Annotated in this window: 16 protein-coding genes; 3 read left to right on the top strand and 13 right to left on the bottom strand. The window is 55.7% G+C overall.

Annotated elements, in window-relative coordinates; genetic code table 11:
• Positions 1 to 98: 98 nt before the first annotated feature.
• The 11 genes from phnK to G0034_RS01660 form a co-directional block, all read right to left on the bottom strand.
• Entirely contained in the window at positions 99 to 854 is a 756-nt protein-coding gene (gene phnK / locus G0034_RS01610) for a phosphonate C-P lyase system protein PhnK (RefSeq protein ID WP_014882180.1), read from the bottom strand.
• The gene (gene phnJ, locus G0034_RS01615) at positions 851 to 1,696 is read right to left on the bottom strand and encodes an alpha-D-ribose 1-methylphosphonate 5-phosphate C-P-lyase PhnJ (protein WP_063667355.1); all 846 of its coding nucleotides are present in this window, start codon (positions 1,694 to 1,696) and stop codon (positions 851 to 853) included. The genes phnK and phnJ overlap by 4 nt, the downstream gene beginning before the upstream one ends.
• Positions 1,689 to 2,753, bottom strand: a complete 1,065-nt coding sequence (locus G0034_RS01620) for a carbon-phosphorus lyase complex subunit (protein WP_023331819.1) — start codon at positions 2,751 to 2,753, stop codon at positions 1,689 to 1,691. The genes phnJ and G0034_RS01620 overlap by 8 nt, the downstream gene beginning before the upstream one ends.
• Positions 2,753 to 3,337 carry a phosphonate C-P lyase system protein PhnH gene (gene phnH, locus G0034_RS01625; RefSeq protein ID WP_063944071.1) on the bottom strand — a complete coding sequence of 195 codons (585 nt, stop codon included), beginning with the start codon at positions 3,335 to 3,337 and terminating at the stop codon, positions 2,753 to 2,755. The genes G0034_RS01620 and phnH overlap by 1 nt, the downstream gene beginning before the upstream one ends.
• Positions 3,334 to 3,786 (bottom strand): phosphonate C-P lyase system protein PhnG, encoded by a 453-nt coding sequence (gene phnG / locus G0034_RS01630; protein ID WP_014882184.1) that lies wholly within the window; start codon positions 3,784 to 3,786, stop codon positions 3,334 to 3,336. The genes phnH and phnG overlap by 4 nt, the downstream gene beginning before the upstream one ends.
• The gene (phnF, locus tag G0034_RS01635) at positions 3,787 to 4,512 is read right to left on the bottom strand and encodes a phosphonate metabolism transcriptional regulator PhnF (RefSeq protein ID WP_032637718.1); all 726 of its coding nucleotides are present in this window, start codon (positions 4,510 to 4,512) and stop codon (positions 3,787 to 3,789) included.
• A gap of 20 nt (positions 4,513 to 4,532) precedes the next feature.
• On the bottom strand, positions 4,533 to 5,312 hold the full coding sequence (gene phnE, locus G0034_RS01640; protein ID WP_023331823.1) for a phosphonate ABC transporter, permease protein PhnE: 780 nt from the start codon (positions 5,310 to 5,312) through the stop codon (positions 4,533 to 4,535).
• Between the two features lie 118 nt (positions 5,313 to 5,430).
• Positions 5,431 to 6,447, bottom strand: a complete 1,017-nt coding sequence (gene phnD / locus G0034_RS01645; protein WP_023336612.1) for a phosphonate ABC transporter substrate-binding protein — start codon at positions 6,445 to 6,447, stop codon at positions 5,431 to 5,433.
• Between the two features lie 22 nt (positions 6,448 to 6,469).
• Positions 6,470 to 7,258 carry a phosphonate ABC transporter ATP-binding protein gene (gene phnC / locus G0034_RS01650; protein WP_047027968.1) on the bottom strand — a complete coding sequence of 263 codons (789 nt, stop codon included), beginning with the start codon at positions 7,256 to 7,258 and terminating at the stop codon, positions 6,470 to 6,472.
• Between the two features lie 136 nt (positions 7,259 to 7,394).
• Complete coding sequence (gene yjdN / locus G0034_RS01655) at positions 7,395 to 7,832, bottom strand: VOC family metalloprotein YjdN (protein WP_014882189.1); 438 nt, start codon at positions 7,830 to 7,832, stop codon at positions 7,395 to 7,397.
• Between the two features lie 122 nt (positions 7,833 to 7,954).
• Positions 7,955 to 8,290, bottom strand: coding sequence for a zinc ribbon domain-containing protein YjdM (locus G0034_RS01660; protein ID WP_008500067.1), 336 nt, complete (start codon positions 8,288 to 8,290; stop codon positions 7,955 to 7,957).
• 596 nt (positions 8,291 to 8,886) lie between these two features.
• Between G0034_RS01660 and crfC the strand changes: the two genes are divergently transcribed.
• The gene (gene crfC, locus G0034_RS01665) at positions 8,887 to 11,241 is read left to right on the top strand and encodes a clamp-binding protein CrfC (RefSeq protein ID WP_063944069.1); all 2,355 of its coding nucleotides are present in this window, start codon (positions 8,887 to 8,889) and stop codon (positions 11,239 to 11,241) included.
• On the top strand, positions 11,238 to 12,113 hold the full coding sequence (locus G0034_RS01670) for a diguanylate cyclase regulator RdcB family protein (RefSeq protein WP_032637716.1): 876 nt from the start codon (positions 11,238 to 11,240) through the stop codon (positions 12,111 to 12,113). The genes crfC and G0034_RS01670 overlap by 4 nt, the downstream gene beginning before the upstream one ends.
• 62 nt (positions 12,114 to 12,175) lie before the next feature.
• Here G0034_RS01670 and kdgT read toward each other — a convergent pair whose 3' ends face one another.
• Complete coding sequence (gene kdgT / locus G0034_RS01675; protein ID WP_014882192.1) at positions 12,176 to 13,168, bottom strand: 2-keto-3-deoxygluconate transporter; 993 nt, start codon at positions 13,166 to 13,168, stop codon at positions 12,176 to 12,178.
• 650 nt (positions 13,169 to 13,818) lie between these two features.
• On the opposite strand from kdgT, the gene proP reads away from it, so the two are divergent.
• The gene (gene proP, locus G0034_RS01680; protein WP_014882193.1) at positions 13,819 to 15,321 is read left to right on the top strand and encodes a glycine betaine/L-proline transporter ProP; all 1,503 of its coding nucleotides are present in this window, start codon (positions 13,819 to 13,821) and stop codon (positions 15,319 to 15,321) included.
• A 33-nt stretch (positions 15,322 to 15,354) separates the two neighbouring features.
• On the opposite strand, the gene G0034_RS01685 is transcribed toward proP, so the two are convergent.
• Positions 15,355 to 16,308 (bottom strand): nickel/cobalt transporter, encoded by a 954-nt coding sequence (locus G0034_RS01685; protein ID WP_023338934.1) that lies wholly within the window; start codon positions 16,306 to 16,308, stop codon positions 15,355 to 15,357.
• Positions 16,309 to 16,704 lie beyond the last annotated feature (396 nt).

Below are 16,704 nucleotides of genomic sequence, written 5' to 3' on the forward strand. Positions count from 1 at the left end.
CGTGATTCGTTTTGCCGGGTGGCGGCTTCGCCTTACCCGGCCTACAGGTGCGGTGTTCGTAGGCCGGGTAAGCGTAGCGCCACCCGGCAACAGCAGCCTCAATTCTGCAATACGGACGACACCAGCAACTGGGTGTACGGATGATGGGGATCGTCGAGCACGCGGTCGGTCAGCCCACTTTCCACCACCTGACCCTGCTTCATCACCAGTAGACGGTCCGCCAGCAGGCGTGCGACGCCCAAATCGTGGGTGACAATCACCACCGCCAGGTTCAACTCCACCACCAGGCCGCGCAGCAGATCGAGCAGGCGCGCCTGAACCGAGACGTCCAGCCCGCCGGTGGGCTCATCCATAAACACCAGCTTCGGATGGGTGACCAGGTTGCGGGCGATCTGTAAACGCTGCTGCATGCCGCCGGAGAAAGTGGTGGGCAGGTCGTCGATACGCGAGGCGGGGATTTCAACCTCCTCCAGCCAGTGCTGCGCGGTGGCGCGGATGTGACCGTAGTGGCGCGCGCCGGTGGCCATCAGCCGTTCGCCGATGTTGCCTCCCGCTGAAACCTGGCGGCGCAGCCCGTCCATTGGGTGCTGATGCACTACGCCCCACTCGGTACGCAGCAGGCGACGGCGCTCGGCCTCGCTCATGCCATACAGCGACGTGCCCTCATATAAAATCTCACCGTTCTGCGGCGTCAGGCGCGCGGAGAGAGATTTGAGCAGCGTGGTTTTGCCGGAGCCGGACTCGCCGACAATCCCCAGCACTTCGCCCGGCCACAGCTCGAACGACACGTCGCTGAAGCCTTTGCCCGGCGCGTATAGGTGAGTCAGGTTATTAACCGAAAGCAGCGGTTTCATTGGCTGTTCGCCTCGCTCTGTTGGCGGCAGAAATCGGTGTCGGAGCAGACGAACATCCGTTTGCCCGTGTCATCCAGCACCACTTCATCCAGATAGCTATGTTGGGATCCGCAGATGGCGCATGGCTCGTCCCACGCCTGCACCGTAAACGGGTAGTCATCAAAATCGAGACTCTCCACACGGGTGTAAGGCGGTACGGCATAGATGCGTTTTTCACGCCCGGCGCCAAAGAGTTGCAGGGCTGGCATCATGTCCATCTTCGGGTTATCGAATTTCGGGATTGGCGACGGGTCCATCACATAACGCCCGTTGACCTTCACCGGGTAAGCGTAGGTGGTGGCGATATGGCCGAAGCGGGCGATGTCCTCGTACAGCTTCACCTGCATCACGCCGTACTCTTCCAGCGCGTGCATGGTGCGGGTTTCGGTTTCCCGCGGCTCGATAAAGCGCAGCGGCTCCGGGATCGGCACCTGGAAAATCAGAATCTGATCTTCAGTCAGCGGGGTTTCCGGAATGCGGTGGCGGGTCTGGATCAGCGTTGCGTCTTCGGTTTTTTCAGTGGTCGCTACGCCGGTCACGCGCTTGAAGAAGTTGCGGATCGAAACGGCGTTGGTGGTGTCGTCTGCCCCCTGGTCGATGACCTTAAGCACGTCGGCTTCCCCGATCACGCTGGCGGTCAATTGAATACCGCCGGTGCCCCAGCCGTAGGGCATTGGCATCTCGCGGCCGCCGAACGGTACCTGGTAGCCCGGAATGGCAACCGCTTTGAGGATGGCGCGGCGGATCATGCGTTTGGTTTGCTCATCCAGATAGGCAAAGTTGTAGCCGCTTAAGTTAGCCATTGGCGCGCTCCCGTTGCAGACGTTTCAGCAGTTCCAGTTCGGCCTGGAAATCGACGTAGTGCGGCAGCTTGAGGTGCGAGACGAAACCGGCGGCCTCAACGTTGTCTGCATGGGCCAGCACGAACTCCTCATCCTGCGCCGGGCCGGCGATGTGCTCGCCGTAGTCCGGTGCCTGCAGGGCGCGGTCGACCAGCGCCATCGCCATGGCTTTGCGTTCGCTCAGGCCAAACACTAGCCCGTAGCCGCGGGTAAAGTGCGGGTCTTCATTCTCTGGCGCGACAAAGCCGTTAACCATTTCGCATTCGGTCATCAGCAGTTCGCCGACGTTCACCGCAAAACCCAGCTCTTCCGGCACAATTTCGACGTCGATATAGCCGCTGCGAATTTCGGCCGCAAACGGGTGGTTACGCCCATAGCCGCGCTGGGTGGAGTAGGCCAGCGCCAGCAGATAGCCTTCGTCGCCGCGCATCAGCTGTTGCAGGCGCGAGGAGCGCGAGCACGGGAAAACTGGCGGCGTGCGGGTGATGTCATCCGGCGCGGTACCCGAATCTTCTTCCGCTTTCGCCAGCCCCTGGTTTGCCAGCAGGCTGAAGACGTGCGGAGACGGCTCCTGTTCGGCATCCGTGGTGCTGAGCCGTGGCGCTTCGCCATTTGCCAGCAGGGTAAAATCCAGCAGGCGATGGGTGTAATCGTAGGTGGGGCCAAGCCGCTGGCCGCCGGGGATGTCTTTATAAACGGCAGAAATACGGCGCTCCAGGCGCATCTGCGCCGTATTCACCGGCTCGCTCGCCGTGAAGCGGGGAACCGTGGTGCGCCAGGCGCGCAGCAGAAAGATGGCTTCGACGTTATCGCCGCTGGCCTGCTTCAGCGCCAGCGCCGCCAGCTCGCGATCGGCGACGCCGCCTTCGGTCATCACCCGGTCAACGGCCAGGTTCAGCTGCTGCTCAATCTGGGCGACGCTCAGTTCGGGCAGTTTTTCATCGCCCCGTCGTCTGTGTTCCTGCAAGGCATGGGCGGCGGCGATCGCCTTTTCGCCCCCTTTAACGGCAACGTACATCAGCACACCTCCACGTGGGTGGTCCGCGGGATGGCGAGCAGACGCTCGCCGCAGGTCAGGATCAGGTCTATGCCCAGCGGGAACGGGTGCGGGCGTTCGGTCAGCTCATGAATGATGCATTCTGGCAGCTGCGGCGCAACCATGCGTTCATCGGCGATACCTGCACCGGTCAGGCGGAGCATGCGGCCGCCGCTCAGGCTGGAGACCTGCAGAATCAGCGTGGCGCTGGTTTCCGGTGCAACGGCGCTCCCTTCGCTCAGGGCGTTGAGCTGCTCGTGGCTGATGTGTTCGTCGGCCACGGCAAAGACCGCCTGTCGCGGTTGCTCAACCAGCGGAGCACTGGTGTGAAAACGCAGGTTCTGGCTGGCGATGCCATTAGATAAGGCGCCTGACAGCCACACCGGCGTGTCGTTGTCGGCAAGGGTCAGCAACACGCTGGTGGTCGCCAGATTCAGCGGCAGCCAGCCCTGTGAAAGCTGATGCAGCGAGACAATCACCCCCGGCTCGCTCATGGCTTTCAGCAGGCGACGAAAACTTTGTTGGGCATCCTGGACGGCAAGGGTAAAAGCAGGTTGAAGCGTCATGCGTTGTCTCCGCGAACGAGCGTAAAGAAGTCGACCCGACTGGTATTCACTTCGGCCTGACGTGCGGCAAGTCGTGCGGCGCGGTCAGCTTCCAGCGGGGCAATAAGGGTTTCCATTAACGTCTGAAAATGCGTTTGTTCCTGCAAAAGGGCGTCTATTACTGCGCAGCGCTCGGCGTGTGCTTTATCGCGTCCCAGCACGTAGCTGTAGCCCAGCGTGCCGCTGTTCAGGCGGATCGCGGCGCGGGTGAGGGGGGCGTCTCCCGCAAAAAAGCGCTGCCCGGTGCCGCCCATCCGGGCCTGGATCTGCACCAGGCCAATTTCCGGTGCGCGGATAGTGTCGTAGTCTGGCGTCAGGCTCAGGGCGTTCATGCGATCGCGCAGGGCAGCAGGCTGGCTGTGGGCCAGCACACGCATCCAGCGCTGTCGGGTGGCGGTATCGACGTGCATTCAGTGCTCCATAGTGAATTCGATCATGTCGGCACGGGTCAGGCTGACGGAGTATTCCGTCGCATTGACCTCGCCGTCACGGTGGTTGAGGGTGCGCACGCAGAGCAGCGGCGCCATATTGGGGATTTCGAGCACTTTGCTCTCTTTAGCCTGCGCGCGGCGGGCGCTGATACGCGTCTGGGTGCGCTTGAGAGCGATGCCCGTGGCATCCTGCAGAAAGTCGTGCAGGGAACCGCTGGAAAAGTTTTGCAGCACTGGCCAGAGGGCGAGGTCCGCGAAGTAGTGGTCAATCTGGCATACCGCTACGCCGTTGACGCGGCGCAACGTGCGCAGGTGGATGACGTTATCGCCTTCCTGAATGCCCAGCGCGTCCGCCACATGGCTGGAGGCCGGGCGCAGGACCGAGAGCAGCTTTTCGCTGGTGGGATGGCTGCCCTGATCCAGCAGGTTCTGACTAAAGCGCGCCTGGGCATTGAGCGGATAGTCGAACGGGCGCATCAGCACCAGCACGCCCACGCCCTGACGGCGTTGCACCCAGCCGCGCTCGACCAGCTGGTCAATGGCGCGGCGCAGGGTGTGGCGATTCACTTCATAGCGATCCGCAAGCTGCTGCTCGGCAGGCAGGTAGTCTCCGCAGCGGTAGTGCGTGCGCAGTTCCGCTTCGAGCTTTGCCGCAATTTCTTGCCAACGGGTTGGGTAACTGGTCGGATGTCTGGATAAGTGCATAGAAAACAAAGCCTCGCTTCTCAGATGAAGTGCTTACGCAAACGTTGAGAGAGGAAATCCAGCAGGCTGACGGTGACGATGATGAGCACCATCAGGGCGCAGGTTTGCTGGAACTGGAAACCGCGAATCGCTTCCCACAGGGTGACGCCGATTCCGCCTGCACCGACCATGCCGACGACCGTGGCGGAGCGAACGTTGGATTCAAAGCGGTACAGCGAGTAGGAGATCAGCAGCGGCATCACCTGCGGCAGGACGCCGTAGAGGATCTCTTCGATTTTGTTGGCACCGGTGGCGCGGATGCCTTCCACCGGGCCGGGCTCAATGGCTTCGACCGCTTCCGAGAGTAGCTTGGAGAGCACCCCGGTGGTGTGGATGAATAGCGCCATGACGCCCGCGAACGGACCCAGACCCACGGCCACCACGAACAGCATCGCAAAGACCATTTCGTTAATCGCGCGGCAGGCGTCCATCAGGCGACGCATCGGCTGGTATACCCACCACGGCACGATGTTTTCCGCGCTCATCAGGCCAAACGGAATGGAGAGAATGACGGCAAGGGCGGTGCCCCAGACGGCAATTTGCAGGGTAATGGCCATTTCGCTGAGATAGTCCTGCCACTGGCTGAAGTCCGGCGGGAAGAAGTCGGCAGCAAAGGTTGCCATGTTGCCGGAATCTTTGAAGAGCAGCAGGGGATCCATTTCTGCGCCCTTCCAGGAGATAACCAGCACCGCCAGCAGGATGGCCCAGCTTATGAGCGAGAACCAGCTGCGCTTTGGCGGCGGGAGGGTGATGGTTTGCATGTTGGCTCCTTGGGTTTTAATTCCCTCTCCCTTGAGGGAGAGGGTTAGGGTGAGGGGGAAATGTGCGCGCTGATGCCCTCACCCCGACCCTCTCCCACGGGGAGAGGGGGAAAAGAAACTACTGCACCGCTTTATTTACGCTGGTCATGGCGCCGAGTGCCGCGGTCAGGCGGTCAAGGTCTTCCAGCTGGGCCTGAATGTCAGAGACTTTGCTGGTCTTCTCTTCTTCCTTGAGCCCTTTGTTGTCCTTCACGGCCTGCATCTGTTTAAACAGCGCCAGCTGGCGAATCGGGACCAGCTGAAGGTCGCTGGAGGCGCGGAACGGTGCCCAGCCCAGTTTCTCAAGAACCGCTTTCTCTTCCGGCGTTTTGCCGTAGTTCATAAAGAAGTCGTACACCTTGTCCTTGGTGCTTTCGGAGAGGTTTTTACGCCAGACGATCGGGTCGCCCGGGATCAGCGGCGATTTCCAGATCACCTTCAGTTCTTTCAGCTTGTCCGGCGCGGAGGTTTTCAGCTTGTCGAGGTTTTCGGTGTTGTTGGTGGCAACATCCACCTGCTTGTTCGCCACGGCCAGGGCGTTGGTTTCATGGCTGGCGTTGACGGTGCGTTTGAAGTCGCTGGCGGAGGCGTTGTTTTTCGCGAAGACATAGTAGCCAGGGACGAGGAAGCCGGAGGTGGAGTTCGGGTCGCCGTTACCAAAGGTCAGCTCTTTGCGTTTGGCGAGCATGTCGTTGAGGTTGTTGATCGGGCTGTCTTTGTTCACGATCAGCACGCTCCAGTAGCCCGGGGAGCCATCTGCCGCAACGGTCTGGGCAAAGACCTGGCCGTTGGCGCGGTCTACCGCTTCCATTGCGGAGAGGTTGCCATACCAGGCGATGTCGACTTTATTAAAGCGCATTCCCTGGATAATGCCCGCGTAGTCCGGGGCGAAGAAGGCATTCACTTTGATCCCCAGTTTGGTTTCCATATCTTTCAGGAACGGTTCCCACTGAGGCTTCAGGTTCTGCTGTGATTCCGTCGAAATAATGCCGAAGTTCAGCGCTTTTTCCTGCTCTTCCGCATACGCCGGGCTTAACAGGGTGCTGATGCTGAACATGCTGGTAAAGGCCAGCGCGGCAACGGCTTTGTAGTTCATTTCCATTCCTCGTTATGGGGATTTATGCAGCCTGCGCGCGCTCTTCGACGCGGTTTACGCTGCGGTAGAGATGATCAAAACGTTCGTTATCAAACTGGTGGCTTGCGCCGTCAAAGAACACATGGCCCTGACGCAGGGCGACAATGCGCTCGCAGTAGCGCAGGGCGTAATCCACCTGATGCAGCGTTACCACCACGGTAATGCCGTCGTTCTGGTTAATGTCGCGCAGGGTTTCCATCACGATGCGGGCGGATTCCGGGTCCAGCGAGGCGATAGGTTCATCGGCCAGAATGATTTTTGCTTTCTGCATCAGGGCGCGGGCGATGGCGACGCGCTGCTGTTGTCCACCGGACAGGGTGGAGACACGCTGGTGGGCTAGGTGTGCCATACCGACGCGAGTCAACGCCTGAAGAGCTTCCTGCTTCTGGGAAGGTGAGAACCAGCGCATGCAGGTGCGCCAGAACGGTGTGCTACCGAGTGCGCCAATCAGCACGTTCTCCAGTACCGTCAGGCGATTGACCAGGTTGAACTGCTGGAAGATGTAGCCCGTCTGGGCACGGCTCTTGCGGATATCACTTGCCAGACGCCCGGCGCGCTGCACCGTGTTGCCCAGCAATTCGACGTGACTTTCCGGGGTTTTATCGCAGGTGATAAGACCGCTTAAATGGCGCAGAAGGGTGGATTTACCGGAGCCAGAAGGGCCGAGAAGCGCCACCATGTCGCCCTGCTGGACGGTCAGATCAACGGCATGCAGCGCCTTGTTGTGATTGAAGGTCTTGCTCAGTTTCTCGACGCGGATGACAGTTTGCATGTGCGGGGCCTCACGATAAATGTGGCCTCATGCTGGCGCATCAATGTGACATTTGGGTTAAGTCTGGGTTGCGGGAATTTGAAGAGTTGAGGGGAGTTTGATGACAGGCGGAGGCTGACCGCCCACCGCCAGAAAATTAGTGCTGCTGCTTAACGACGTTAATCATCCACGGTACGCCGTATTTATCGGTGACTTTACCGAAACCGTGCGCCCAGAAGGTCTCCTGCCACGCCATGTCGATATTGCCGCCAGCGGCGAGGTTGTCGAACCAGCGCTTGCCTTCTGACACATCCTGCGTGTCGAGCACCAGCGTGAACCCGGCATACTGCGCGTTGCTGCCCGGCGGCTGCCCGTCGCTCATCATGATGTCGCTGCCCGCAATGCGGACGTTAGAGTGGGCGATAGCGGAATCAGGAAACTGCATGCCGGACGGACAGCCTTCTTCACTGCTGTCGCTTTTGGGCATTTCACCGAAAGTGATTTTATAGAGGAGTTCAGCGCCGACGGCCTGCTGATAAAAGGCGGTTGCCTCTGCACAGTTGCCGGCGAAGGAGATGTAGGGACTTAACGGCATATTCTTTACCTCACGTAAGAAAAGCCCATTAAGTGTAGTTCTTTTTTTGTAGGCCGGATAAGCGTAGCACATCCGGAAAAGCGCCCGGCGGCGCTTCGGTTATCGAGCCTACAGGAGAAAAATCAGTTCTTTTTCACGAACTCAGATTTCAGTTTCATCGGACCGAAGCCGTCAATTTTGCAGTCGATATTATGATCGCCTTCAACCAGACGGATGTTCTTCACTTTGGTACCGATCTTCAGCATGGAAGAGCTGCCTTTGACTTTAAGATCTTTAACCACGGTGACGCTGTCGCCATCCGCCAGCAGGTTACCGTTCGCATCTTTTACGATCAGGGCATCTGCATCCTGTGCCGGTTCGGCATCATTCCATTCATGCGCACATTCCGGGCAGATGAACATGCCATTATCTTCATAGGTGTATTCAGAATTGCATTTCGGGCAGTGTGGGAGAGACATATCGGTATCCTCAAAAAAGTGTTAACACGCTGGAAAATGCCAGCTAAATGACGGCAGTGTGCCGAAAAAGGCGGCAAGTATAGCGCAAATCCACACGTTTGTCGGTGATATTCTGAATTTAAAAAAAAGCAAAAAATGTGTCGGGAGTGACACTTCCTGTCAGTCAGTTAAGCGATGCTAACGTCATTAACACGGTGGAAAGAGAAGTCGCTAAATATATCGAATATTTTATTGTGGCAAATTGCTACGCACCTTCATTTCGGATAAGGTGAAGCAACACATTGTTATTTATCTTTGGTCTTTACTGCCATGCATTTCGTATGGTTGTGGCATAACCCGTTCTTTTTAGGTGGGTAAATAATGATGATATATCCTGAAGTTTCTTAAAAAGGGCTACGCTTTTTATCTTTTGGCTGTTAGGCCTTGAGGAGAGCTTTACACGCCATGCAAGGATAGCCATTTATTTCTGATTATCTTCAATCAGTTATATTCCGGTGAACATGTTTTCCACACGTGATCATATAAGCCTGAACATCATAATTAATACCAGTGGCTTAATAAAAGTAATAAATTTGCGTTAAGGAAAGGCTTTTATCATGCACACACAGACCATTTTTGAATTAAGCCAGGAAGCTGAGCGTTTGTTACAGCTTGCCCTGCAAAATCTTGATACCTTGAAGTCAATGCCGACAGCGATGCTGGAGAACACGACGGCCGCTATTACGGGTGAAAAGAACAACGTTCTGCCTTTGCATTTTAGTGCGCGGGGTGTCGAAGCGCAGCAGGCAATGCTGAATAATGAATTACGCAAAATAACACGTCTGGAAATGGTTCTGGCTATCGTTGGTACCATGAAAGCGGGGAAATCGACCACCATTAATGCCATTGTGGGGACCGAAGTGTTGCCTAATCGCAACCGCCCAATGACGGCACTTCCTACCCTGATTCGTCATACGCCAGGCCAGAAAGAGCCGGTACTCCATTTCTCACATGTCTCGCCTATTGATGATTTGATCCAGCTGCTGCAGAAACAACTCTGCGATTACGATCGCGGGAAGCTGGCTCAGCATCTGGAAATTGATAAAGACATGAATACGCTGCTGGAACGCATTGAAAAAGGTGAAGCCTTTGAAAAGCATCATCTTGGAGCGCAGCCAATATTTCATTGCCTGAAAAGCCTCAATGACCTGGTCAGACTCTCTCAGGCGCTGGGCGTGGCGTTTCCGTTTTCAGAATACGCGGCCATTGAACACATTCCGGTCATTGAAGTGGAGTTCGTGCATCTTGCGGGTCTGGATGCCCACCTCGGGCAACTGACGCTGCTCGATACCCCTGGGCCTAATGAGGCCGGACAGCCGCATCTGCAAAAAATGCTGAGTGAGCAATTAGCCCGCGCATCGGCGGTGCTGGCGGTAATGGATTATACCCAGCTTAAATCTATATCTGATGAAGAGGTCCGTCAGGCTATTTCGGTGGCGGGGAAATCCGTGCCTCTGTATGCCCTGGTGAATAAATTCGACCAGAAAGATCGCAATAGCGATGATGAAGAGCAGGTCCGGGCGATGATCTCCGGCACCTTAATGAAAGGCAATATTTCGCCTGGCCAGATCTACCCTGTCTCCTCCATGTGGGCGTATCTGGCGAACCGTGCTCGCTACGAGATGAATACCCACGGACAACTGCCGGATCATCAGGAGCAACCCTGGGTGCAGGATTTTGCCGAAGCCGCCCTCGGTCGCCGCTGGCGTACGGCGGACCTGGATGATATTGGCCATATCCGTCACGCCGCCGATTTGCTCTGGGAAGATTCGCTGTTTGAACAACCGATACGCAAACTGATTTACGCCGCCTATGCTAATGCCTCGTTATTTGCGTTGCGCTCGGCGTCCCATAAGCTGCTCAACTACGCACAAAATGCCCGGGAATATCTCGACTTCCGCTATCAGGGGCTGACGGTCGCCTTTGACGCGCTGGAACTGAATATTACGCGTCTTGAAGAGGACATGGCGATGATGCAGACGCGCCAGCGGGTGGTGAGTGATGAGGTGAAACATGAAGTTGAGCAGGCGCTGAATGCCACTGCGGACTTTATGGGGGCCCAAAAAACAGCGCTTCACCAGGCGATTGGTCACGTGTTTAGCGCTCGCAATATCCTTGATTTCGCCGGTAACGATCGGTTGAATCCTCGCGGTGACGAACCGCAAGAACTACAGCAGCTGGTACTGGATGACGAGGGGCAGGCACAGATTGCCCTGAGTAAAATCCGCTCCTCCTGCGAGCTTATCATGCTGGATGCGCAGACAAAGATCTGCCGGGAGCTGGCGTTACGCTTCGATCAGCTGGAGTCTACGCTGGCGCGTTCCCTGAATGACGCCATGCGTCCCATCGAAACGCGTATTAAAGAGCATCTGAGCCATGCCGGCTTTCGGGCGCGGATTAGCTTCCCGGCTTTTCAGGCTAACCAGCTTAACGTCAATACGCAGGCGCTGTTTAACGATGCCATCGCGCAGGACAACCGCCCTGCAGGACAGCCATCGGGCGCGGGCAGCATGCGTGAGACTGTCTCTCGCTGGCTGAATAATCCGGGCTGGGGCTGGGATGAATATGTGGCGACCCGCACGCGCTATGTTATCGACATTGCGCAGCTACATGACAAATTTAAGCAACATATTGATCAGTTTTGTGAACATATACGTAAAGCTTTGTCCGCCCAGGTCGATGTCTCTGTTACGGCAGGAATGGCGACGTTCTTTGCAGAATTTTCGTTATACCTGACCGGGTTACAGGAAAGCTTGCGTGATAGCCTCGCAGTGCGTCAACAAAATGAGCATTCGACCCGAGCGCTCAGCCAGCTGTTGAAGCAAAGTATCACTACTGCGACGTGGATACAGGAAGATACCCGACTGTTACGCGATGATATTCAAACTCTATTCGCGGCAGAGCAACCATGACAACACAGCTACTGGACGGTCCCGGGCGGACGCTGGAGTGTATTCATCCTAAATTTATGGTCGATCTTGTGCAGGGCGTGGACGTTGCACGTCATCCTCATTTGGGGCCGCAGCAGCTGCAGTTTCGTGAGCGCTTGACTCAGGAGATCATGACGCACACCCGGTTACGCCCCTGGGCGATGGCCGGAATGCTGAATGAGAATGCTGCCCTGCGCCTCGGTCTGGCTGAAAAACTCGCCGGGATGCTTGACCCTGGCCATCTTGCGCTGACGCTGATGGCGGATAAATTGAATACACTTCGTCAGCAGGCTCACTTAAGGGCTCAGCCCTCTCCGGGCCTGCTTGAACAGTACGCTGAGCTCTCATCGCATTTTACCCAACGTGCCGTTTATAAAGAAAAGGCGCTAACTCAGCGTGGACTGACCGTCCAGGCGGGTGAGCACAGCGAGCAAATTTTCACTCGCTGGCGAGCCGGTCATTATGATGGCTGGTCGCTGGCCGGGCGTTGTTTCATTGTCCTGGAAGAGTTGCGCTGGGGGGCCTTCGGCGATGCTTGCCGTCTGGCGAAGGACGATGTATCGGCCATGCTCAAGGATAATTTACGCAGTATGGCTGCCAATTATCTTGCTCAGGGTATCAATGCGTCTCCTGCAACGCGCCATTTCTATCATCAGTGGCTGACCACACCCGCTTCGGCGGGTTTAATCGATCATAAAGACATGCTGGGGTGGCTGGGTGACTGGTGTCAGGCGGATAAACACCCGGTGAGCTGGTCAGTTACGCAAAACTGGCAGACCGTTGCGCTGGGTATGCCGAGGCTGTGTTCGGCAAAACGTCTGGTGGAGGCGATGGTGGAGGAGATTTTTGGTTGAACCCCTCACCCTCACTCTGGCCCTCTCCCCAGAGGGGAGAGGGGATGGTTTGGTGCGGTTTGTTAATGTTGAAGCTCTGCTGCCTTCCTTTCTACATCTTTCTCTTGCACGTTTCCGTAGCGTTTCGCGTACAGTGCCGTGATGATCGGCACCAGAATCGCGGTAACAATCACGCTGGCAGCCACCAGTGCCGTTGCAGAAGCGGCTACCGGTTCGAAGGCCGGGTTAATCTGAGCAATAATCACCGGGTTTGCGACCGCAGCACCTGCGGCTGAAGAGGCGGCGACACCCGCCGTGCCGTTTCCGCCGCCAATCACGCGGTCGGCAATAATCAACGGAATACCGGTGATGATGATGACCGCAACCCCCAGCACAATACCCAGCAGGCCCGTATCAAGGATCACGTTCAGGTTGATGGTGTTGCCCAGCGCAAAACCAAAGAACGGGATGAGTACGGGTGTGGCTTTGCTGAAGAAATCGCGCAGATCGTGATCCAGATTCCCGAGGGCGAAACCGATCAGGAAGGGCAGGATCGCGCCAACAAAGTGGTGAGGCTCAAAAGAGGCCAGGCCAGCAGAACCCAGGATCAGCATCGTCATGAGCGGGCCGGACTCCAGAGACATCAGAACAAATGCCCCGGATTCTTCTTTCGTTCCGTACTGGTTCATCAGGCTGGCATACAACCCGCCGTTAGTCATATCCATCGCCGAGACAATTGCCAGGACCGATAAACCCGCGAAGAAACCGGTCTGAATTCCATTCTCTGGAATGAACATCGCGCATATCATGGCGACAACCCAGGCCACCGCTATTTTGGTTATGACCAGCGTGCCGGATTTGCGTAATACGGTGCCTGTTGCACGTAAATTAATGGATGCACCGATACAAAAGAACCAGACTGCCAGGATGGGGACGGTACCTGTAATCATCCCTTTTGTGAAACCGCCAAAATAAGCCCCGGTTTCAGGCGCTAAGGTATTCAGAATAGCACCGAGTACCAGGGGGACCAGCATCATACCACCAGGAATACGTTCTATCGTGGCTTTAATCTTCATATACAACCCTCACAATGTTACCCCTCATAGCGAGCGGCGGGCGCGAATAAAAAATCAATAAATTCAAAATGATGAAGGGTTTTCTTGATGGCTTGTATTGGATAACCCCGCAACAAAATTCAGTAAGCGCTCTGGTTTTCTCTTGTCAGAAAACACTCATCGCTATGTTTCGGGAATTATCATGCGATCGCTGGAATAATGATTCAATGAAAATAAAACAGTGTTTTAGTTATCTGCGTCACATATTGATTGTAAACTTTACGCCGCGTTCTGGCTGGATGGGGTTTATGTAAATCTCTTGTAAAAAAGCGGCTTTTTATGTCGTGATAAAAAGAAAATGGGACAACATGAAAATGTTTCTTTGGGACGGGTTGAGAAAGTGCTTATTTGCGGAAATTGACAAAGACTGTCTTCACTTTACGCAGCATAAATATATGTGTGAAGTTGATCACAAATATAAACGCTGGTAGGGTAAAAAGGTCATTAACTGCCCTGGCAGGCGTCAACAGGTTCGGTTGTATCGACGATAAACGTCAATGTAAGTAAACCTGCTACGCTTGAATAAGGCGATTCGCATGGAGCGGATCCCAAGGTTCACAGCACCCACACTGGATTGTGAAACAGACAGGGCCGAGTCAACGAGGATAGCTATGCTGAGAAGGAAAAAGATTAAACCCATCACGCTTCGCGACGTCACTATTATTGACGACGCAAAATTGCGTAAGGCCATCACCGCAGCCTCGCTCGGTAATGCGATGGAATGGTTCGATTTTGGTGTCTATGGCTTTGTGGCCTACGCGTTAGGTAAAGTGTTTTTCCCAGGGGCTGATCCCAGCCTGCAGATGATTGCCGCACTGGGGACGTTCTCCGTTCCTTTCCTTATTCGCCCGCTGGGTGGTCTGTTCTTCGGTATGCTCGGTGATAAATACGGTCGCCAGAAGATCCTTGCCATCACCATTGTCATCATGTCGATAAGTACCTTCTGTATCGGCCTGATTCCGTCCTATGCCACGATCGGCATCTGGGCACCGATTCTGCTGCTGCTCTGTAAGATGGCGCAGGGTTTCTCCGTCGGTGGGGAATATACCGGTGCCTCGATCTTCGTCGCGGAGTATTCCCCGGACCGTAAGCGCGGTTTTATGGGGAGCTGGCTGGACTTCGGCTCGATTGCCGGGTTCGTGATGGGGGCGGGTGTCGTGGTGCTGATTTCAACCGTCGTCGGTGAAGAGAACTTCCTCGACTGGGGCTGGCGTATCCCGTTCTTCCTCGCGCTGCCGCTGGGGATCATCGGTCTGTATCTGCGTCATGCGCTGGAAGAGACACCGGCGTTCCAGCAGCACGTTGAGAAACTGGAGCAGGGTGACCGCGAAGGGCTGCAGGATGGTCCGAAGGTGTCGTTCAAAGAGATTGCCACTAAGCACTGGCGCAGCCTGCTGACCTGTATTGGTCTGGTGATTTCGACCAACGTGACCTACTACATGCTGCTGACCTACATGCCGAGTTATCTGTCGCATAACCTGCATTACTCGGAAGATCACGGTGTGCTGATTATTATTGCCATCATGGTGGGTATGCTGTTCGTGCAGCCGATTATGGGTCTGCTGAGTGACCGTTTTGGTCGTCGACCATTCATTATTCTGGGAAGCGTGGCGCTGTTTGCCCTGGCAATCCCGGCCTTTATTCTGATCAACAGTAACGTGCTGGGGCTGATTTTTGCGGGTCTGCTGATGCTGGCGGTGATCCTGAACTGCTTCATCGGGGTGATGGCCTCAACGTTGCCTGCGATGTTCCCGACGCATATTCGTTACAGTGCGCTGGCGGCAGCCTTTAACATCTCGGTACTGATTGCCGGTCTGACCCCGACGCTTGCCGCCTCGCTGGTGGAAAGCACGCAGAATCTGATGATGCCTGCTTATTACCTGATGGTGATCGCGGTGATTGGCTTGATTACCGGTATTACGATGAAGGAGACGGCGAACCGTCCACTGAAAGGGGCGACGCCTGCGGCATCGGATATTCAGGAAGCGAAAGAGATCCTGCGTGAGCACTACGATAATGTAGAGCAGAAGATTGAAGACATTGACGCAGAGATTGAAGAACTGCAGAAAAAACGCTCCCGACTGGTGGATCAGCATCCACGCATCAACGAGTAATAAAGAAACCCGCCAACGGCGGGTTTTCTTTTATTAGCATCCGGCAGCGATGTAGTCGCCATTGGCGCTGATGGGGATGACCGTCAGGAAGAGAACGGTCGCGAACAGGATCAGAACTATCCCGCCGGCTATTTTGACGGCTGGCACCAGCCATCTTAACGTGCTATTTCCCCCGAAGCAGGCCACCGTGCGTTCACGGGCATAACGTACCGCCAGCGAGAGCCCCATAATCGAGAGTGCCGTTCCCAGGGACATTGTCATGACGGCAGCCATCCCCCAGGTGACAATGCCCAGCGCATTTGAAAACATCAGAATCATGATTGCCCCACTGCACGGGCGTGCGCCAATCGCCAGAATCACCCCCAGGCGAGTTTTCCAGTCTCCCTGCGTCAGGTCGGCACCCACGCCGTGATGGCCGCAGCCACAGTGTTCATTGTGCTGATGGAGGGGACTGATGGCTGAGATCGTCATTCTGCGCGGACGCAGGCTCTTTAATGCCTGATAAATGACGAACGCGCCGAATACACCAATCAGCACTGCGCTTATCTTCTCTACATACCAGCGGCTGGTACTGATATCCCCTGAGGCGAGGTTAAACCCCACCGCCAGAATAAAGACAAACAGAATGGCGCTCACGCCCTGCATCAGGCTGCCAAGGAAAGGAACGACCCGGGCAGCCCGCTCGCTTTCCTTATTAGTGGTCAGATAGGTCGTCACAATGAATTTCCCGTGCCCCGGCCCGATGGCGTGCAGCACGCCATAAAGGAAGGCGCCTGTTAAGAGCCATAGTCCGCCGCTGTACTGGTGGTTATTCAGCTGTAGCAGATACATCACCAGATAACGGTGCAGGGTAATTTGAGTGGCAAGACACCACTGGATAAAGGCGCTCCAGTGCGTATGCAGGGTAAAACTGGCAAACAGAATAGCCAGCAGCATCACCCCTGCGGTAGGGAGACGCCAGTCGCGGGCGAGGCGTTGTGTGTTCATGAGGGAGTGCTCTGCCAGGAAGAATATTTGCCGCTAGTATAGTTGATCTTCCTTTTCAGTTCGCAGGATCGCATCGGGATCCTGATGATGCTGTGGATAAGTCTGTGTGTAAAAGGGTATAAGGCGGGGTTTTGCTGTGGAATGCAGCAGTCAGTCATTTTTCTGTCATTTAGCGGTTGCGGCCTGCGGAGAACTCCCTATAATGCGCCTCCATCGACACGGCAGATGTGAATCACTTCACAGACAACCCGGTCGGTTGAAGAGAAAAAATCCTGAAATAACGGGTTGACTCTGAAAGAGGAAAGCGTAATATACGCCACCTCGCAACGGTGAGCGAAAGCCGCGTTGCACTGCTCTTTAACAATTTATCAGACAATCTGTGTGGGCACTCAAAGT

It is taken from the genome of Enterobacter sp. T2, assembly GCF_010692925.1.
Lineage (GTDB): Bacteria > Pseudomonadota > Gammaproteobacteria > Enterobacterales > Enterobacteriaceae > Enterobacter > Enterobacter kobei.